Raw genomic sequence first — 18,829 nt, forward strand, 5'->3', positions numbered from 1 at the left:
AATTCCTCAGTATCCGCAGGCCGGACAGAACGCACAGAGGCCCCTGATCAGGAGCCTCTGTGGATAACTCGCCAGGGACAAGCCCCGGGGTCAGGACTTCTTGGTGGCGGCGGCCGCTTCAATATTGCGGGTAATGTACCACTGCTGGGAGATCGACAGAATGTTGTTGACCAGCCAGTACAGTACCAGGCCTGCCGGGAACCACAGGAAGAAGACGGTAAAGATCAGCGGCATCATCTTCATGATCTTGGCCTGCATGGGGTCCGGTGGCGACGGATTCAGACTCATCTGAATGAACATGCTGGCGCCCATCAGGATCGGCAGGATGAAATAGGGGTCCATCACTGACAAGTCGTGAATCCACAACATGAACGGCGCATGGCGCAACTGCACGCTTTCAAACAGTACCCAGTACAGGGCGATGAACACCGGCATCTGCACCAGGATCGGCAAACAACCGCCGAGGGGATTGATTTTTTCCCGCTTGTACAGCGCCATCATTTCCTGGGACATGCGCTGACGGTCATCGCCGTAGAGGTCTTTCAGCCGGGTCAGCTGGGGGGCGACGGCACGCATCCGCGCCATCGAGCGGTAGCTGGTGGCCGACAGATGGAAGAACACCCCTTTCACCAGCACGGTGAGCAGGATGATGGCTACGCCCCAGTTGCCCACCAGGCCGTGGAACCATTCCAGGATCAGGAACAGCGGCAGGGCGATGAAGAACAGGAAGCCAAAATCGACGGTGCGATCCATATTCGGCGCAACTTCTTCCAGCCGATCAATGATCTTGGGACCGACGTAGGCGGTGGCGCCGACCTCGCCGCGCTCACCCGGGGCGATCACGGTGGCCGGGCTGACGAAGCCCATCACCGACAGCGGCCCACGCATGGTGGATTGGAATTGATTGGGCTGATCGGCGCTGGGCACCCAGGCGGTGAGGAAATAGTGCTGGAGAAACGCCAACCAGCCATTGGTCACCGCCTGATTGATCGGAGTTTCACGCAGGTCGTCGAAGTCGAACTTTTCGTAGGGATCTTCCGGCGTGCTCACCACCAGGCCAAGGAAGGCTTGAATACCCAGGCTGTTCTGGGCGGTGGGGTCTGGTGCCCGGTCGCGCACGATCTTGCCGGAAAAGTTGCCTTCCCAGACGCTGTCGGACTGGTTGTCGATCAGGTAACGGACATCGATGCGGTAGCTGTCCCGGGCCAGGCGGTATTGTTTGGTGACCTGAACGCCGTTATCCGCGGTGAAGGACAGGTTGACCAGCAGCTCATTCTCGCCTTCCGCCAGCTGAAACTCGTCCGCGCTGGTTTGATAGACCGGAGTTGGGCCATTACGGCGGCTGTCATAACCGTGTTTACCGATCAGTCCGCTCTCAAGCACGTAGGTCTGGTAGTCGGACTTGTTCAGCAGCTTCAGTGGCTGGCCGCTGTTCAGGGTATCGTCGTAGTGAAGCAGCGCGGCTTCCACCAGATTGCCGCCGACCCGATCAATCTTGAGAGACATGACATCGGTGGTAACGGTAATCAGTTGCTCACCGACGGTATTGACTGACCCGGTGCTGGCGATATCGGTTGTGTTGCTTTCCGGGGTGGCAAATTCCTCGCCCGTTGCGGTGTTGGCGAGCTGCGGCTGACCGGCTTCGATTTGCTGCTCGGCCACCGGTTGAGTTTGCGGCTGATGATAATCTTCGTTCCAGGCCAGCACCATCAGGTAGCTGACCACGGCCAGCCCGGCAAAGAGTACAAAGCGTTTGATATCCATAAACCTACTGTGTCGTCTGGTTGGCGTTTACGGGATGGGTAGGTACCCGGTGAGCGTGCTGGTTCCGGCTGGGCGCACAGCCGCACGTTGGCGTTGGCGTCGGAACAGGATCGTAGCCACCATCAGCCCAAGGGTGGCAGCGTAGCAGCCGTTTTACCGCCAGCACCAGGCCGGACAGGGCGCCATGTTGTTCTATGGCCTCTACGGCGTATTGGGAACAGGTTGGATAGTGACGGCAGTGACTCGCCATCATGGGACTGATTGCGTACTGATAAAAGCGAATGGGCAGAAGCAGCAGTTTCCGCATTAACCCGTTCCTTTCTCGTCACCAGTCGGTTGATGGGTAACTGGCGAGGACGTCTGACTGTTTGGCGGCTTAGCCGAAGCTGCTGCGTCGGTGGAGGTCTTGCGTTTCAGACGTCGCCACAGCTCGTTGAGGATGGCATGAAGCTTGGCATTCTCAACCTCGGCCAGACCCTGCCGCCCCAGGACCACGATATCCATGGACGGCAGTTGCAGCTGTTGCCGGAACGTCTCACGCACCCGTCGCTTGACCCGATTACGTTGTACGGCCAGTTTCAGGTGCTTTTTGGCGAAGATCAAACCGACTCTGGCGTGGCCCAGCTGGTTGGGGGTAGCCAATATCAAGAAGTGCCGGTGTGAAACTCGGACCTGGACGTTATCGAAGACCTTGCTGTAATCCCCAGGGCGCAGTAAGCGTGCAGTCTTGGGAAAGTGCAAGGCCTTCATGGTAACGGCTTATGCGGACAGACGCGCGCGACCCTTGGCACGGCGACGGGCCAGAATCTTACGACCGTTGGCAGTGGCCATACGGGCACGGAAACCGTGGACGCGCTTACGCTTCAGTACGCTCGGTTGAAACGTTCTTTTCATGGTGATGCTCTCACGTTACAAAAATTGGAAAGTCAGTTGCTGGCTGCAAAATGAACAGTCAAAACAGGAGCGGCATTCTATGCAAACTGGCGAGCTAATTCAATGGGGATTTGTAAGCGGAGTTGCAATGCCGGTTTGGCGGTGATCTCGGCAACGCCAGCATCCTGGTCAGTAACTAATTCATTAGGTTTCTTTGAAATTCTTTTTAAAGATATTTATTACTGTTATTAGCCTAGGCCTATTCTGTGGGTAAGCCTTTTTTTTCTTAGAAATACATGAAGCTATCAACTTGATAAGGCGGTTGACCAGTACCGTTGAGCCCTGTGGGTATCGACCTCAGGAATTGGGGATAACTGGCGACCTCGGTTGATCTGTGGGTTATCCACTGACTGTTGCACCACCTGACCACAGGGTTTTGGTCAGGGTTTACACACAATCATGTGGATAACTATTTTTTTGATTTTTTCTGTACACAACCCTGTAGGTAAGTTCCTAAGAACATGAAAAATAAGTTTATAAATTTCCACAGCCTGTTAATGGATGTTGTTTTGGGCTTTTATTGGAAGGTGCTGGCGAGTAGAATCCGGGATTACTTTTCATCGGTTCCTCACATCCGGCGCATCGGATGATCAAGGAAGCAAGCTGGCATCGGAGGCGGGCGTCGTGCCGCAGACAATTTGGCATCAATGTCTAGAAGTACTCCGGGATGAGTTTCCCGCACAGCAGTTCAATACCTGGCTGAGGCCGCTGCAGTCTGACCATAGGGAAGGCCTGTTAATGCTGTTTGCGCCCAACCGGTTTGTGATGGATTGGGTGAACGAGAAGTACCTGCGTCGTATAGAGGAGGTACTGAAGGACCTGCAAGGTGGCCAGGCCCCACGCATCCAGATGAAAGTCGGGTCGGCGCCCAAGTCCGACGAGCCGCCGGTGGCCCGAGCCCAGGCGCCGGTGGCCAGAACCAGGGGTAAAGCCCTGGCGGACGACGTCGGCACCGTGACCGAAGAGGAAAAGGGCGTCGCCGCTACCCTGGTGGAACCCCAGGTTCGACCGAGGAGCGAGCCTGAGCGTCGTTCGGTGCAGGTTGAAGGTGATATCAAGCACCAGAGCTTCCTCAACGAAGGCTTCACCTTTGAGACCTTTGTCGAGGGCAAGTCCAACCAGCTGGCCCGGGCGGCGTCGATGCAGGTGGCGGAAAACCCCGGCGGCGCGTACAACCCGCTGTTCCTTTATGGCGGCGTTGGCTTGGGCAAGACTCACCTGATGCACGCCATTGGCAATGAGATCGTTCGGCGTAATGCCGGCGCCAAGGTGGCCTACCTTCGCTCGGAGCGCTTCGTTGCCGATATGGTCAAGGCGTTGCAGCTCAACGCCATCAACGAATTCAAGCGCTATTATCGCTCGGTAGATGCCTTGCTGATCGATGACATCCAGTTCTTTGCCCGCAAGGAACGCTCCCAGGAAGAGTTCTTTCACACCTTCAATGCGCTGCTCGAGGGCGGCCAGCAGGTGATTGTGACCTGCGACCGTTTCCCGAAGGAAATTGTCGACATGGAGGAGCGCCTCAAGTCTCGTTTCGGGTGGGGCTTGACGGTGATGGTGGAACCGCCGGAGCTGGAAACCCGGGTGGCGATTCTGATGAAAAAGGCCGAGCAGGCCAATGTCCGGCTGAGCAGCGAGGCGGCGTTTTTTATCGCGCAGAAGATCCGTTCCAATGTTCGAGAGCTGGAAGGCGCGCTTCGCCTGGTGATAGCGAATGCTCACTTCACCGGGTCGGAGATCACCCCGCCGTTTATCCGCGAGAGTTTGAAGGATCTGCTGGCGCTGCATGAGAAGCAGGTCAGTATTGACAATATCCAGCGCACCGTGGCGGAGTACTACAAGATCAAGGTGGCGGATCTGCTGTCGAAACGACGTACCCGCACGGTGACCCGGCCGCGGCAGGTGGCCATGTCGCTGGCGAAGGAACTCACCAACCACAGTTTGCCGGAAATCGGTGAGGCCTTTGGCGGGCGAGATCACACCACCGTGCTGCATGCCTGCAAGAAGATTGTCGAACTGCAGGAATCGGATCCCAACATTCGTGAAGATTACCAGAATTTCATGCGGCTCCTGACCACCTAGGTTGGGATGCCCCGAATCACCCTTTAACAACCGTTTGTCATAAACCGATAACAAGCCGAGTGCGAGCCATGAGACTGACCATTAGCCGCGAGTCCCTACTAACGCCACTGCAATCCATCGCCGGTGTCGTTGAGAGGAAACAGACCATGCCGGTACTCTCCAACGTCCTGTTGGAGGCCGAGGGCAGTACCCTAACCCTGACCGGTACCAATATGGAAGTGGAACTGGTCGGTCGCGTCACCCCGGTTCATGTTGACCAGCCGGGGAAAATCACCGTGCCTGCCCGCAAGCTCGCCGACATCTGCCGTGCTCTCGGCGACGAGGCTCCGATCGAGCTGGCGCTGGAAGGCGATCGCCTGCATCTGCGTTGCGGCGCCAGTCATTTCACCCTGTCGACCCTGCCGGCCGAGCATTTCCCCAATGTCGAAGATGAGGCCGAAAGCTTCCGGCTAGAGGTGCCGCAGAAAGAGTTGGGGCGGATGCTCGACGCCACCGCCTTTGCCATGGCGCAGCAGGACGTGCGGTATTACCTCAATGGCCTGCTGCTGGAGGTGGACAGTGCGCATGTGCGCACGGTGGCCACCGACGGCCACCGCCTGGCGATGGCACACCTGGAGCTGGCCACCGCCTGTCCGGACCAGCGTCAGGTGATCGTGCCTCGTAAAGGGGTATTGGAACTGGCGCGGTTGTTGGACGATGTCGAGACGCCGGTCACCCTGGTTATCGGCGATAACCATCTGCGGGCAACGGTTGGCGCCTATACCTTTACCTCGAAGCTGATCGAGGGCAAGTTCCCCGACTACAATCGGGTCATTCCCCGTGGCGGCGACAAGGTTGTGTTGGCCGACCGGGCCACGCTGAAGAACACGCTGCAGCGGGCGGGTATCCTGTCTCACGAGAACATCCGTGGGGTCCGGCTCAACCTCGCCCCCAACCAGCTGCAGGTCTTCGCCAACAACCCGGATCAGGAACAGGCTGAAGACGCGCTGGCGGTGGAGTATCAGGGCGAATCACTGCAGATTGGCTTTAATGTAGGCTATCTGGTGGATGTGCTGAACGCGTTGGACGATGAGCAGGTCAAGATCACCCTGGCCAATCCCAACAGCAGTGCGTTGCTGGAGGCACAGAACGATAACCGCTGCCTGTACGTGGTCATGCCCATGCGGCTGTAATGGGGACCCGGTCACGGCAGCCGCGACGAACCGGCCTGGCTTAGTGTGCCGGTTTGGCGCCTGGTCGAGACTCGCAGAGGACATATGTTAAAAAGGAAGGCAGTCATGGCAGCAGTGACAAACAGCATCAAGGGGGCGTTTCGCATTGGTCAGACCCTGACGGTTCTGGGCAAGACCGGACTCAATTGGGTACGGGGCGAGCGTCCGCCGACTCCAAGACTCTTGCGCCAGACGTTTGAGTCGTTGGGTGCCACCTACATCAAGCTGGGCCAGTTTATTGCCAGCTCACCGACGTTTTTTCCCAAGGCCTATGTCGAGGAGTTTCAGTACTGCCTCGACAAGACCCCCAACCTGCCCTTCGCTGTGATTCGTAAGATCATCGCCGAGGAATTGGACCGGCCCATCGATCAGGTGTTCGCCCATATCGACCCGGTCGCCCTGGCCTCGGCCTCCATCGCCCAGGTTCACGCCGCCAAGCTGGTCACCGGCGAAGACGTGGTGATCAAGGTGCAAAAGCCCGGGGTGGAAAACACCCTGCTGACCGACCTCAATTTCCTCTACCTGTCGGCCCGTATCCTCGAGACTCTGGCGCCGAAGCTGTCCTGGACTTCGCTGTCGGGCATCGTCGAGGAGATTCAACGCACCATGATGGAAGAGTGTGATTTCATCAAGGAGGCCAACAACCTCCGGGTGTTCCGCGAATTCCTCCACAACACCCATAACGAAGACGCCACCGTGCCGCGGGTCTATGAGCACTGCAGTACCCGCCACATCCTCACCATGGAACGGTTCTACGGTGTGCCGCTCACCGATCTCGAGAGCATCCGTGGCTATGCTCGGGATCCGGAACGGACGTTGATCACTGCGATGAACACCTGGTTCGCCAGTCTGACCCAGTGCGAGTTTTTCCACGCCGATGTCCATGCCGGTAATCTGATGGTGCTGAAGGACGGCCGCATCGGCTTCATCGATTTTGGCATCGTTGGCCGCATCAAGCCCGATACCTGGCAGGCGGTGTCCGATTTCATTTCGGCAGTCATGGTCGGTAATTTCGAAGGCGTTGCGGATGCCATGATCCGCATCGGCATAACCCGTGAAACCGTGGTGGTCGCCGATTTGGCCGAGGATTTGCGACGGTTATACCAGCAGATGGATCGGATGGTGCCGGATCAGGTGCCCTACCAGGCCGACCAGGCCGAGGACGACGTCAACAACATTCTGATGGACATGGTGAAGATTGGCGAAGGCCACGGACTGCATTTCCCCAGGGAATTTGCGTTGTTGCTGAAGCAGTTCCTCTACTTCGATCGCTACGTGCATATCCTGGCGCCCGAGATGGATGTGTTCATGGATGAGCGGCTAAACATGTTGCACTGATCGCAAACTTGTTATCTGGCGGTGGAATCGCCGCTGCCGATCGAAAACCCGATGCGTATGCATCGGGTTTTTTTTGTTTGACCGGCGAAGCCGGCAAACCCGGTCGTCTGAAAGAAGGCGACGTCACCCCGACCGATGGGAAGACAATCCGAATGGCAAGGGCGTCACTGGCCAACGGTGGGGTCTGAAGGAAGCCATAGGAAGCAAACAGGACATAGCGAAAGCGAACCTGATTCGGCGGCGTATAGGCGGTAAGCGTGCAAAATAGCGCGAAGCCCAATTCTCGGTCAGCAATACGACGTGTTTGAGGATGGAGCTGTTTGCGGGGAGCCAGTGCAGTAACCGGGGAAGCCTGACCCCAGCCCCTGAGTTCAGGGAGCTTCTGCTCAAGGTGAGAGCCAAGACAGAAGTTGGGGCGAGGTGGCAGATGACGCCGTAGTAGTGAAGAAGTGCCAGCCAGAGAAGCCTGGTAACAGCGTGGAGGAGAACACTGGCACGACCCGGACTGGAGGTGTTCGGGCGCCCGGCGCGGCGCAAGCCAAACCGGGCGGCGAAGGGCGGAAGTCAGTAACCAACGGAACCGACCCTGAATGCAGCGTACAGCGTGATGCACAAGCCACTTGACGGAGTGGGGGTTACGGGACGGCGCCTGCCGGGAACGGCAGTGCGTCCAGCGAACCTGCATCGGGAGTAAGGCGGACTCGTGTGGCAGATTGCCAAAGTGCTAGTACCCTATGCGAACCGTCAGAAGCAACCAGCACTGTGCGCCGGAAGACAGAAGAGGAACCGACACCGAGACGCAGGCATGAGGAAATACTACAGCCTGTACGGACGCCTGCTGAGCCAGCGGGTACTGTACGACGCTCACAGACACGTCAAACGCAACCAGGGTGCGGCTGGATTCGATGAGCAGAGCCTGAGTGCGTTCGATGCCAATCTGGAGCAGGAGCTGTCTTGTCTGTTAAGCGAACTGAAGGAAAAGCGCTACCGCGCACAGCCGGTCAGGCGCGTTACCCTCCCCAAACCGAACGGGGCGAACGTCTGCTGGGCATTCCAACCGTTCGCGACCGCATCGTACAGCAAGCGTTTCGCAACCAGCTGGTACCGATCTTCAACGGAGACTTCGATACGTCCAGCTAAGGCTACCGGCTGGGGCCGCAGCGCCCATCAGGCCATCGCCAAGGCACAGCTGTTCGTCCGGCGATACCGGCATCACTGGGCCGTGGATATGGATCTGTCCAAGTGTTTCGACACCCTGGATCACGATCTCATCCTGCGCCAGTTCCGCCGCAAGATCACCGACGGCAGCCTCCTGGCCCTGCTCAGGCAGTTCCTGCAAAGCGGGGTCATGATAGGCCACCAGCATCAGGCCACCGAACGCGGCAGCCCCCAAGGCGGGGTGATCAGTCCACTGATCGCCAACATTTAGCTGGACGCGTTCGACCAGTACATGAAAAGCCGAGGGCACCGAATCGTCCGCTACGCGGACGATACTCTGATCCTGTGCGGGTCTAAGCCGGCGGCGGAAAATGCACTGGCAGTGGCCACCGGTTATCTGGAAGGCGAGCTCAAACTGATCGTCAACCGCAGCAAAACGCACCTGACACACAGCCGGGACGGCATTGCCTTCCTGGGCGTGGTGATTGGACCGCGCTACACGCGGATCCAGGCGAAGAAGCTGCAACGATTGAAAGCCAGGCTCAAGGTCCAGACCCGCAGAAACACCGGCGCCAACTTGGCGGAAGTCATCCGGCAACTGAATCCGGTGCTCAGAGGGTTCCTGACCTACTTCCGGATAGCGAACTGCGCAAGGCCCATGAAGGGGCTGATGAGCTGGCTGCGACGCCGACTCCGCGCCATCCAGCTGAAGCAGTGGAAGCGGCCATCCCGGCTGCACCGGCGGCTGCGGCAGCTGGATTATCGGGGCGTGTTCAGCGCGATCGGCATGCAGAGCTGGCGCAACGCCCAAAGTCCACTGGCAAGCTACGCCATGCCCAACCGCTGGCTGCACGATGAACTGGGTCTGTTCGACCTGAGCAGTCAGCGAGTGGGACTCTGTTTCCCTGTGATCTGAAGGGATAACTGCTGACATGAGCCGTATACGAGGCCCGTACGTACGGTTCTGTGAGAGGGATGAGGCGGTGACGCCTCACCCTACTTGATCCGCTCCATAAAGTATTCGCCATGTCCCATTGCGTGCTCCGGTAAAAGAAGTGGGTTGATCCGATTACCATGGGCCACCGTCTCCCTCTGCCCTTTCAAGGCGCTGACGGGAAATGGAATTAGGCGTCGCCTTCAGCGGGGCGCTTTTGTACACTTAACCTGCGGCCCAGGCGGAGCCTTGGTCCACGCTGTTCTCTCCATTTCCCGTACCTCACCGGACCCCTATGGCGCTGGTTAAGCTGCACACCGAGCACTTCCGCAATTTGGCGGGAGATCCCATCGATTTTTCTCCAGCGTTCAATCTGATCTACGGCGAGAACGGCAGCGGTAAGAGCTGTCTGTTGGAGGCCATCGGCTATCTGGGTCTGGGGCGCTCGTTCCGGGTCAGTCGTCATCAAGCCGTCAGCCGACATGGCACCAGCCGTTTCACGGTGTTTGGTGGGTTGGCAGATTGCCCTGCTGCTGGCGGCGATTCCGGCGACCGTAACGAGCATCTGCAGCATCGGGTGGGCTTTGCCCGCGATGTGATCGACAAGGACACCCAGCTGCGGGTGGATGGTGAATCGGTGCGCAGTCTGTCCGCCCTGGCGAGACTGCTTCCGGTGTCGGTGATCGATCCTGGGGTGTTCGACATCGTGGCCGGTAGTCCGGGCAAGCGCAGACAGTTTGTCGATTGGTTGGTGTTCCACGTGGAACCTTCTTTTGCCTACCTTTGGCAACAATGCCAAAGAGTGACGTCACAGCGGAACCAGGCCCTTAGAAATGGTAGAATGGACCAATCCCTGCTCCGTGTGTGGGACAACCAGTATGTGGCGTTGGCAGCTCAGGTGACCCAGGCCCGTCAGGCAACGATGACGTTGTTTCAGACGGCTTTCGAGTCGCTGTTGGCGGAAGTGGAGACGCCCTGGGTGGAAGGCCTGAAGCTGGATTTTTACCCCGGTTGGGACAACAAGCGATCGCTGGCAGAAGTGCTGGTGGCGCAACGAGAGCAGGAACTGCGAATGGGCCATAGCTTGTATGGCCCAAACCGCGCCGATTTAAAGTTGCGGTTTCAGGGGCGGCCTGTCGCCGAAACGTTTTCCCGTGGCCAGCAGAAGACCCTGGTGATTTTAATGAAGATCGCCCAGGGTATGGTGCTGTCCCAGCTTGGCAAACAGGTCACCTTCCTGCTCGACGACATCAATGCCGAGCTGGATGGTGAGCACCGGGCCATGTTGGCCGAAAAACTTCATGAACTGCGATGTCAGGTGTTCATGACATCCATCGAGCAGCCCCGTCCGCACCAACTATGGCGGGAGTCCATGCCGGAATTCCGAGTGTTCCACGTGGAACATGGCAGGGTGACGGAAGAATAAGATCAGCGCCTTAGGAGCGTCCGAATGAGCGAATCGAGTTACAACTCTTCCAGTATCAAAGTCTTGAAAGGCCTCGATGCGGTCCGTAAGCGGCCAGGGATGTACATTGGTGATACCGATGACGGCACCGGTTTGCACCATATGGTCTTCGAGTTGGTGGATAACTCCATTGACGAGGCGCTGGCAGGCTACTGTTCGGAAATTGGGGTGGTGATCCATCCCGACGAATCGATCACCGTGCGGGACAACGGCCGGGGCATACCGGTGGATATGCACGAAGAGGAAGGTGTGTCGGCGGCAGAGGTTATCATGACCGTTCTGCATGCCGGTGGTAAGTTTGACGACAACACCTACAAAGTGTCCGGTGGTCTCCACGGGGTTGGGGTATCGGTGGTGAACGCGCTGTCCTCGACCCTGAAACTGACGGTTCGCCGTGCCAACAAGGTCCATGAACAGACCTATACCCACGGTGTGCCCAATGCGCCGCTGGGCGTGGTGGGCGATACCGATCGCAGCGGTACCGAAGTACATTTCATTCCGTCCGCCGAAACCTTTACCAACATCAAGTTTCATTACGACATTCTGGCCAAGCGGCTGCGCGAGCTGGCGTTTCTCAACAGCGGAGTCCGCATCCGGCTGCAGGACGAGCGCAGTGGTAAAGAAGACGTGTTCGAGTACGAAGGGGGCTTGCGGGCCTTTGTCGAGCACCTGAATACCAACAAGACCCCGATCAATCAGGTGTTCCACTTTATCCGGGAGCGGGAAGACGGTATCGTCGTCGAGGTGTCGATGCAGTGGAACGACGCCTTCCAGGAGAACATCTTCTGCTTCACCAACAACATTCCGCAACGGGACGGTGGCACCCACTTGGCCGGTTTCCGAGCCGCCCTCACCCGCTCCCTGAACACCTACATCGAGCAGGAAGGCCTAGGCAAGAAGGCCAAGGTGTCCACCTCCGGTGATGACGCCCGGGAAGGCTTGACCGCCATCATCAGCGTCAAGGTGCCGGACCCGAAATTCTCCTCCCAGACCAAGGACAAGCTGGTTTCCTCCGAGGTTAAATCGGCGGTGGAACAGGAGATGTACCAGACCTTCAGCGATTTCCTGCAGGAACGCCCCAACGAAGCCAAGCAGATCGTCAACAAGATGATCGAGGCGGCGCGAGCCCGGGAAGCCGCCCGCAAGGCCCGCGACATGACCCGGCGCAAGGGCGCTCTCGATATTGCCGGTTTGCCCGGCAAGCTGGCCGACTGCCAGGAAAAAGACCCGGCGTTGTCCGAACTGTTCATTGTGGAGGGTGACTCGGCCGGCGGTAGCGCCAAACAGGGCCGGGAACGCCGCACCCAGGCCATCCTGCCGCTCAAGGGTAAGATTCTCAATGTGGAAAAAGCCCGTTTCGACAAGATGCTGTCGTCCGCCGAAGTGGGTACGCTGATCACCGCGCTGGGTTGTGGTATCGGCCGTGAGGAATTCAATCCCGACAAGCTCCGCTATCACTCTGTCATCATCATGACCGATGCCGATGTGGACGGCTCCCACATCCGTACCCTGCTGCTGACCTTCCTGTTCCGTCAGATGCGGGAAATCATTGAACGCGGCCATGTCTTCATCGCCATGCCGCCGTTGTACAAGGTCAAACGAGGCAAGCAGGAACAGTACCTGAAGGATGAGAAGGCCAAGGAGTCCTACCTCACCCAAACCGCGCTGGAAGGGGCTCAGCTGTACGTCAATCCGGAGGCACCGGCGATCAAGGACTCGGCCCTGGAATCCATGGTAAAAGAGTACCAGGCGGTAATGGCGATGATTGACCGGCTGTCCCGGGCATACCCTGCCAAGGTGCTGGAACAGATGCTGTTGGCACCGACCCTTACCGCGGATGCCCTGAAGGACGAAGCGGCGGTGACCCGCTGGGTTGGCAGCCTGGGCGACAATCTGGACCTGGATACGAAAACCGGCACCAAGTACGTGTTCTCGGTTCAGAAGGATGAGGAGCGTCAACTCTACCTGCCCAAGGTGGTGATCTACATTCACGGCATTCCCCACAACCACGTGTTCAGCCATGAATTCTTCGAGTCTGCCTCCTATGGTGCCATTGCCGGCATGGGTGAGACCCTCAACGGGCTGATTGAGGACGGTGCCTTCGTGCAGCGAGGCGAGCGCAAGCAAGCGGTGCTGTCCTTCGAGGGCGCGCTGGCCTGGCTGATGAAGGAGGCCCAGCGGGGACTGAACATCCAGCGCTACAAGGGGCTGGGCGAGATGAATCCGGATCAGCTGTGGGAAACCACCATGGACCCGGAAACCCGTCGCATGATGAAGGTGACCATCGAGGATGCCATTGCCGCCGACCAGATCTTCACCACCCTGATGGGGGACGATGTGGAACCGCGCCGGGATTTCATCCAGACCAACGCGCTGGAGGTTACCAACCTGGATGTGTGATTGAGCGCCATCCATTGACGGTGGTAGCCAAAAAGCGGAATGACCCGAAAGGGCATTCCGTTTTTTTTATGGGCTAAGCGCCGCTGAATGTCTACTTTGGCCAATAAAAAAGGCGACCGAAGGTCGCCTTGTGGTGTTACTTGGAGGAGGAGTGATCCCCTGCCCGCTCGGGGTGTTGGTGCAGGTGTGGTGACATCACCTCTTCCAGGGTGTAGCCGGTGAGTCGGCGGATGGTTCGCCAGAGGTAGTAAAAGATGGCGATCATCATGATCATCGATGGAATCGCAATCATCGGGTAACTGACCAACGTCATTCTGCCCAGCTCTTCATTGAAGGCCTGGGTACCGGCGGGGCTGGTAACGATCCATTTGGCCAGAATGTAGTTCATCGCCGAGGAGAAGAAAAAGGTACCACTGAACAGGTAGCTAGCCTTGAGCAGGCGCGACTCGAACTCCGTCTCATTGTTGTGCTGGACCAGAGACGCGCGGATCTTGTCCACATCCAGTACCGAGGGGTTGTACAACAGGGTGCGGACCAGCGGGTATTGGGTTCGGGTGGACACCAGCACCGCCAGGCCAATAACCAGTGGCACCGCCGCCTCCTTGATGGCCAACCACTGGGGGTCCAGTTCCATCAGCCCGATGCCGCCGGTGAGGCCGACACTGATCACCCCCAGGACCGCGATGAAATTGTACTTGCGGTACTTCACCAACTCGAACAGCCCCCAGCCGAGCGGAAACGCCAGGCCAACCACCAGCGCCCAGGTGCTGCCAAGGTAGTCGTCGCCACTGAGCTTCATCAGGATGACCGAGGGAATGACGATACTGACCAGCAGGTCAATCCAGGGCCGGGGCTTATGGGATGGTGTGGGGGAATGGGGGTTAGTCATAGTTGGGCCTGTGCCGAGTCAGTGCTAAACGTGCTAAGGATGTGTGGGGCGGGTTCTAAGGGAACCGTCGGTAACGGGAACCTTCAGTATACGATGGTGCCACTGTGGACCGAAGGACCTTTTTGTGTCGGTTATGTAAGGGCCTTGGCGATGGTGGGGTCATGGCCCGGGGCGTGCGTTGACGGGGGGATTGCCGACATAGAGGAAATTGGTGAAGTACTGCCCCGGTCCCCCGGTCTGAACGGTAGTCTCCAGCGAGACCACGGTGGTGGAACCAGTGGCAGAGAACCGCGAGGCGTAGCCGTCGGTTTGGCCGGCACGCTGGCGCCAATCGCCCTGCTCCCGCCAGTCAGCGCCCAGGCAAGCCTGCAGCGTCTGCAATGCCTGCCCATGGCGGCGCTTGGCGATATCCAGGTTCGGGTTGGTGACGGAGCACAGTTAGGCGCTGTCGCCCTGGCCCCAACTCCAGATCTGGCAATGGCCGGCGATGAGCTCGGCGGTCGCCCGATACACCGTGGCGCTGGCAAAGTGGTCGGCCTTACCTCGCAGGCTGCTAAAACAGTTGGGATAATCGGCGATGACGGCGTGCAGAGTCGCGCAGGGATCCTCAGTGCCAGCTTGCAGCTGTGAGGTGTTGCTGGCGCAGCCGGTCAGCCCTAAAGCGACCAGGGCCAAGGCAATGGAGCGATTGGTGATTGGCATCGGTGGTAGCGTCCCCGACGATTGGTTGCGGACGGCGCACAGGACAGCGTGCAGGACTGACCCTCAAGTGTAACGCGGACCCGTCGCAATGGGATGCCGGATGACAATAAACGTGACGGAGTTTGAACTGGGAGACTGAACGACTGCAGAGAGAGGGAAATGGTCGGCGTGAGAGGATTCGAACCTCCGACCCCTTCGTCCCGAACGAAGTGCGCTACCAAGCTGCGCCACACGCCGAATCACGGCCGGTATTATACGTAACTGGTGTCGATTTGCCAGTCCTCAAGGCAGGAAATTGGTCAGCGCCTGGTGCCCAGGAAATCGTCGGTAAACGCCGCCAGGTCGTCGAACACCCGAACCGCGGGCAACGGCCGTTCCTTCAGGTGTTCCTCGGTTTCCCGGCCATTGCCGGTACGCACCAGGCAGGGCCGACAACCGGCGGCCAGGGCGGCTTCCAGATCCTTGCGGCTGTCGCCGACCATGACGCTGTCAGCCAGCGAGGCGAGCTCGAAATGTTGCCGAATCTGGCTCAGCAGCCCGGTTCTGGGCTTGCGACAGTGGCAGTGCTCGTCCGGATGATGGGGGCAGTGAGCGATGAAATCGATGCGACCGCCAAACGGCTCCAGCAGCGAGCGCAGCTTGTCGTGCATCGCCTCCAGGGTGGTGGTGTCGTAATAGCCACGGCCGATGCCGGACTGATTGGTGGCGATGGCAATGCGGCAGCCGGCCACCGACAGCCGGCCAATGGCCTCCAGGCTGCCGGGAAGGGGCAACCAAGCCTCCGGCGAACAGATGTAACTGCCGTCGTAGAGGTTGATGACCCCATCCCGGTCCAGGATGACCAGCATTGCTGCGTCAGCTGGCTGTGGGCAGCAGGGAAATGTCGGCGACCCGCAGGAACAGGTTACGCAGACGGTTGAGCAGGGCAAGCCGGTTGTTGCGGACGGCCGCGTCGTCGGCCATCACCATGACTTCGTCGAAGAAGCGGTCCACCGGAGCCCGCAGACTGGCCAGTGAACTCAGCGCCGCGGCGTAGTCGCCCTGCTCAAACAGCGGGACCACCTTATCGGCCTGTTCGGCGACCTGTTCGGCCAGGGTTTGCTCGGCGGCGTCCTGCAGCAGGCTGCTGTCGACGGTTTCGCCGATGGCATCACCACCCTGCTTGGTGAGAATGTTGGAAACCCGCTTGTTGGCGGCGGCCAGAGCCTGGGCTTCCGCCAGTTGACGGAAGGCTTCCACCGCCTTGACCCGGCGGTCGAAGTCCAGTGGCCGGGTCGGCCGGCGGGCGTGGACCGCGAGGTAGACCTCGGCGCCAATGCCCTGCTCCTCGTAGTGAGCCCGGAACCGTTCCAGCATGTAGTCCACCACGGTGGTGGCCACAGCGCTCTCGCTGAGGTTGCTGAAGTTGGCGGCGGCCCACTCGCAGCAGGTCTGCAGATCAAGCGGCAACTGCCGTTCGATGATGATGCGCAGCACGCCCAGTGACGCCCGTCGCAGGGCGAACGGATCGCGGGTACCGGAGGGCGGCTGGTTGATGCCGAACAGCCCCACCAGGGAATCGAGACGGTCGGCGATGGCCACCGCGCAGCCGGTCAGGGTGGAGGGCAGCTCGTCGCCGGCGAAGCGGGGCATATACTGCTCGTTCAGCGCCTTGGCGACCTCGTCCGGCTCGCCATCGTTCTGGGCGTAGTACTGGCCCATGACGCCCTGGAGGTCGGTGAACTCGAGCACCATTTCGGTGACCAGATCGGTCTTGGCCAGCATCGCGGCGCGTTCGGCCAACGCCGGATCGCTGCCGATGGCGTCGGCAATCCTGTTGGCCAGGGCCGCAACCCGTACCGACTTGTCGTAGATGCTGCCGAGTTTTTCCTGGAATACGATGGGCTTGAGCCGGTCGACACGGTCCTCCAGTGGGGTTTTACGATCGGTGTCGTAGAAGAAGGCGGCGTCGGCCAGTCGGGGCCGGATGACTTTTTCGTTACCGGCTACCACCTGGGCGGGGTCCTTGCTCTCCAGGTTGGCCACGGTGACGAACAGCGGCAACATACGGCCGTTGGCGTCGACCACATGGAAGTACTTCTGGTGCTCCTCCATGGAGGAAATCAGCGCTTCCGCCGGCACCTCGAGGAAACGCTCCTCGAAGCGGCCCAACAGCGGCACCGGCCATTCGTTGAGGGCGGTGACTTCGTCCAGCAGGTCGTCATTGATGACCGCCTGGCCTTGGGCCTGCTGCTCGGCGATGGCGGTGACGCCGCGGCGAATGGCCTCGCGGCGATCGGCGAAACTGGCGATCACCCGGCCCTCTTCCCGCAGCACCACTTCGTAGTCATTCGGCGTCGGTACGATCAGTGCCTTGGGGCAGTGGAAACGGTGACCGCGGGTCTGGTTGCCGGGGGTCAGGCCCATCACCGGCGTGTCGATCACCTTGTTGCCGTACAGCAGCACCAGCCAATGCACCGGCCGGACGAATTCGGTGCGGTGGGCGCCCCAGCGCATGCGCTTGGGAATCGGCAGCGCCGCCAACGATTGTTCGATCAGCTGTGGCAACAGCTCCGCGGTGGGTTTGCCCTGCTCGACGGTGCGATAGACCACCCAGGCCCCTTTATCGGTTTCCAGGGTGTCGAGCTGGTCCGGGGTCACCCCGAGGGAGGTGGCAAAACCATTGAGCGCCCGGGTCGGGTTGCCGGCGTCGTCGAACGCCGCCTTCACCGCCGGACCGCGTTTTTCCACCGGCTTGTCCGGTTGCGCATCGGCCAGTTCACGCACCCGCACCGCCAGTCGGCGGGGGGCGGCAAAGGCTTCCACCGCACCGTGGGCAATGCCGGCGTCATCGAGGCCGTTGGTGATGCCTTGGGTAAACGCATCGGAAAGGGTCTTCAGCGCCTTCGGTGGCAGCTCTTCGGTACCCAGCTCGACCAGAAAATCCTGTGTTGCCATGGTTATGCGTTCCCCTTACCAGAGTCTTTCGCTTGTTCGTCGGTGGCCTCGGCCAGCAGTTCCTGGCGTAGCGCGTCCGGCGCCAGCGGGAAGCCGAGCTCCTTGCGGCTGTCGAAGTAGGCCTGGGCGACGGCGCGGGCCAGGGTTCGGACGCGCAGGATAAAGCGTTGGCGCTCGGTGACCGAGATGGCATGACGAGCGTCCAGCAGGTTGAAGGTGTGGGACGCTTTCAGCACCTGCTCGTAGGCGGGCAGTGCCAGGCCGGCGTCGATCAGCCGCTTGCTCTCGCGCTCATGGACGTCGAAGCAGTGGAACAGGAACTCGGTATCCGCCTGTTCGAAGTTGTAGGTCGACATCTCCACTTCGTTCTGGTGGAAGACGTCGCCGTAGGTCACGACCCCGTCCGGGCCCTCGGTCCACACCAGGTCGTAGACGCTGTCCACGCCCTGCAGGTACATGGCGATGCGCTCCAGGCCGTAGGTGAGTTCGCCGGTCACCGGGTAGCATTCGAGGCCGCCGACCTGCTGGAAGTAGGTGAACTGGGTGACTTCCATGCCGTTCAGCCAGATCTCCCAACCCAGACCCCAGGCCCCCAGCGTCGGGGACTCCCAGTTGTCTTCAACGAAGCGGATATCGTGCACCAGCGGGTCCAGGCCCAGTGCCTTCAGGGAGTCCAGGTAGAGTTCCTGGATGTTGTCCGGTGACGGCTTGAGCACGACCTGAAACTGGTAGTAATGCTGCAGGCGATTGGGGTTCTCGCCGTAACGGCCGTCGGTGGGCCGACGGCTGGGCTGCACGTAGGCGGCGTTCCAGGTTTCCGGCCCGATCGCCCGCAGGAAGGTGGCGGGGTGGAAGGTGCCGGCGCCGACTTCCATATCCAGTGGCTGGAGAATCACGCAGCCATGCTGCGCCCAGAATTTCTGCAGAGCCAGGATCAGACCCTGGAAGGTTTTGACGTCCGGGCTCATAGTGTTGGTTGCCTTGTCAGTCACGACGATTGCCTGCTAGTCGGTCTG

General features: G+C 59.6%; 16 protein-coding genes, 1 tRNA gene and 1 pseudogene. 7 read left to right on the forward strand and 11 right to left on the reverse strand.

The features are described from left to right. Positions 1-90 precede the first annotated feature (90 nt). Genes yidC through rpmH form a run of 4 tightly spaced genes read right to left on the reverse strand, consistent with a single transcriptional unit; the run spans position 91 to position 2,658 of the window. Positions 91-1,764, reverse strand: a complete 1,674-nt coding sequence (gene yidC, locus N6L25_RS00210; protein ID WP_271976901.1) for a membrane protein insertase YidC — start codon at positions 1,762-1,764, stop codon at positions 91-93. 4 nt (positions 1,765-1,768) lie between these two features. Then, on the reverse strand, positions 1,769-2,071 hold the full coding sequence (gene yidD / locus N6L25_RS00215) for a membrane protein insertion efficiency factor YidD (protein WP_271976904.1): 303 nt from the start codon (positions 2,069-2,071) through the stop codon (positions 1,769-1,771). Continuing rightward, positions 2,071-2,514: a ribonuclease P protein component gene (rnpA, locus tag N6L25_RS00220; RefSeq protein ID WP_271976905.1), complete on the reverse strand. Its 444-nt coding sequence runs from the start codon at positions 2,512-2,514 to the stop codon at positions 2,071-2,073. Before rnpA ends, yidD begins: the two co-directional genes overlap by 1 nt. 9 nt (positions 2,515-2,523) lie before the next feature. Beyond that, a complete protein-coding gene (rpmH, locus tag N6L25_RS00225) occupies positions 2,524-2,658 on the reverse strand; it encodes a 50S ribosomal protein L34 (protein WP_227173016.1) in 135 nt (44 codons plus the stop codon). A gap of 663 nt (positions 2,659-3,321) precedes the next feature. Here rpmH and dnaA point away from each other — a divergent pair. From dnaA to gyrB, 7 genes and pseudogenes are all read left to right on the forward strand, one after another. After that, on the forward strand, positions 3,322-4,779 hold the full coding sequence (dnaA, locus tag N6L25_RS00230; RefSeq protein WP_271976907.1) for a chromosomal replication initiator protein DnaA: 1,458 nt from the start codon (positions 3,322-3,324) through the stop codon (positions 4,777-4,779). 68 nt (positions 4,780-4,847) lie between these two features. Further along, positions 4,848-5,951 (forward strand): DNA polymerase III subunit beta, encoded by a 1,104-nt coding sequence (gene dnaN, locus N6L25_RS00235; RefSeq protein ID WP_271976909.1) that lies wholly within the window; start codon positions 4,848-4,850, stop codon positions 5,949-5,951. Positions 5,952-6,056: 105 nt separating this feature from the next. Continuing rightward, positions 6,057-7,328 (forward strand): ABC1 kinase family protein, encoded by a 1,272-nt coding sequence (locus tag N6L25_RS00240; protein WP_271976911.1) that lies wholly within the window; start codon positions 6,057-6,059, stop codon positions 7,326-7,328. 805 nt (positions 7,329-8,133) lie between these two features. After that, positions 8,134-8,961, forward strand: a pseudogene (locus N6L25_RS00245) (reverse transcriptase domain-containing protein); the annotation flags it as partial. 6 nt (positions 8,962-8,967) lie between these two features. Next, positions 8,968-9,402 carry a group II intron maturase-specific domain-containing protein gene (locus N6L25_RS00250; RefSeq protein WP_271977404.1) on the forward strand — a complete coding sequence of 145 codons (435 nt, stop codon included), beginning with the start codon at positions 8,968-8,970 and terminating at the stop codon, positions 9,400-9,402. Positions 9,403-9,715: 313 nt separating this feature from the next. Next, complete coding sequence (recF, locus tag N6L25_RS00255) at positions 9,716-10,846, forward strand: DNA replication/repair protein RecF (protein ID WP_271976913.1); 1,131 nt, start codon at positions 9,716-9,718, stop codon at positions 10,844-10,846. Positions 10,847-10,870: 24 nt separating this feature from the next. Continuing rightward, positions 10,871-13,285, forward strand: coding sequence for a DNA topoisomerase (ATP-hydrolyzing) subunit B (gyrB, locus tag N6L25_RS00260; protein ID WP_271976915.1), 2,415 nt, complete (start codon positions 10,871-10,873; stop codon positions 13,283-13,285). Positions 13,286-13,421: 136 nt separating this feature from the next. Here the strand turns inward: gyrB and N6L25_RS00265 are convergent, their stop codons facing one another. The 7 genes from N6L25_RS00265 to glyQ form a co-directional block, all read right to left on the reverse strand. Then, positions 13,422-14,174: a VC0807 family protein gene (locus N6L25_RS00265; RefSeq protein WP_271976917.1), complete on the reverse strand. Its 753-nt coding sequence runs from the start codon at positions 14,172-14,174 to the stop codon at positions 13,422-13,424. A 159-nt stretch (positions 14,175-14,333) separates the two neighbouring features. Then, positions 14,334-14,555, reverse strand: a complete 222-nt coding sequence (locus N6L25_RS00270) for a hypothetical protein (protein ID WP_271976918.1) — start codon at positions 14,553-14,555, stop codon at positions 14,334-14,336. Positions 14,556-14,612: 57 nt separating this feature from the next. Further along, the gene (locus N6L25_RS00275; protein ID WP_271976919.1) at positions 14,613-14,876 is read right to left on the reverse strand and encodes a hypothetical protein; all 264 of its coding nucleotides are present in this window, start codon (positions 14,874-14,876) and stop codon (positions 14,613-14,615) included. A 160-nt stretch (positions 14,877-15,036) separates the two neighbouring features. Continuing rightward, positions 15,037-15,113 (reverse strand) — tRNA-Pro (locus tag N6L25_RS00280). Between the two features lie 62 nt (positions 15,114-15,175). Beyond that, complete coding sequence (gene gmhB / locus N6L25_RS00285; protein WP_271976921.1) at positions 15,176-15,724, reverse strand: D-glycero-beta-D-manno-heptose 1,7-bisphosphate 7-phosphatase; 549 nt, start codon at positions 15,722-15,724, stop codon at positions 15,176-15,178. Between the two features lie 7 nt (positions 15,725-15,731). Next, positions 15,732-17,813, reverse strand: coding sequence for a glycine--tRNA ligase subunit beta (glyS, locus tag N6L25_RS00290; RefSeq protein WP_271976924.1), 2,082 nt, complete (start codon positions 17,811-17,813; stop codon positions 15,732-15,734). A gap of 2 nt (positions 17,814-17,815) precedes the next feature. Beyond that, a complete protein-coding gene (gene glyQ / locus N6L25_RS00295) occupies positions 17,816-18,781 on the reverse strand; it encodes a glycine--tRNA ligase subunit alpha (protein ID WP_271977405.1) in 966 nt (321 codons plus the stop codon). Positions 18,782-18,829 lie beyond the last annotated feature (48 nt).

Origin of the sequence: Marinobacter sp. SS21, from assembly GCF_028369065.1 — a bacterium.
Classification (GTDB): Bacteria; Pseudomonadota; Gammaproteobacteria; order Pseudomonadales; family Oleiphilaceae; genus Marinobacter.

What these genes read in the sequence shown, in the direction of transcription:
- yidC (WP_271976901.1), bottom strand. Translation starts at nt 1,764, where the DNA reads ATGGATATCAAACGCTTTGTACTCTTTGCCGGGCTGGCCGTGGTCAGC.
- yidD (WP_271976904.1), bottom strand. Translation starts at nt 2,071, where the DNA reads ATGCGGAAACTGCTGCTTCTGCCCATTCGCTTTTATCAGTACGCAATC.
- rnpA (WP_271976905.1), bottom strand. Translation starts at nt 2,514, where the DNA reads ATGAAGGCCTTGCACTTTCCCAAGACTGCACGCTTACTGCGCCCTGGG.
- rpmH (WP_227173016.1), bottom strand. Translation starts at nt 2,658, where the DNA reads ATGAAAAGAACGTTTCAACCGAGCGTACTGAAGCGTAAGCGCGTCCAC.
- dnaN (WP_271976909.1), top strand. Translation starts at nt 4,848, where the DNA reads ATGAGACTGACCATTAGCCGCGAGTCCCTACTAACGCCACTGCAATCC.
- N6L25_RS00240 (WP_271976911.1), top strand. Translation starts at nt 6,057, where the DNA reads ATGGCAGCAGTGACAAACAGCATCAAGGGGGCGTTTCGCATTGGTCAG.
- recF (WP_271976913.1), top strand. Translation starts at nt 9,716, where the DNA reads ATGGCGCTGGTTAAGCTGCACACCGAGCACTTCCGCAATTTGGCGGGA.
- gyrB (WP_271976915.1), top strand. Translation starts at nt 10,871, where the DNA reads ATGAGCGAATCGAGTTACAACTCTTCCAGTATCAAAGTCTTGAAAGGC.
- N6L25_RS00265 (WP_271976917.1), bottom strand. Translation starts at nt 14,174, where the DNA reads ATGACTAACCCCCATTCCCCCACACCATCCCATAAGCCCCGGCCCTGG.
- N6L25_RS00275 (WP_271976919.1), bottom strand. Translation starts at nt 14,876, where the DNA reads ATGCCAATCACCAATCGCTCCATTGCCTTGGCCCTGGTCGCTTTAGGG.
- gmhB (WP_271976921.1), bottom strand. Translation starts at nt 15,724, where the DNA reads ATGCTGGTCATCCTGGACCGGGATGGGGTCATCAACCTCTACGACGGC.
- glyS (WP_271976924.1), bottom strand. Translation starts at nt 17,813, where the DNA reads ATGGCAACACAGGATTTTCTGGTCGAGCTGGGTACCGAAGAGCTGCCA.
- glyQ (WP_271977405.1), bottom strand. Translation starts at nt 18,781, where the DNA reads ATGAGCCCGGACGTCAAAACCTTCCAGGGTCTGATCCTGGCTCTGCAG.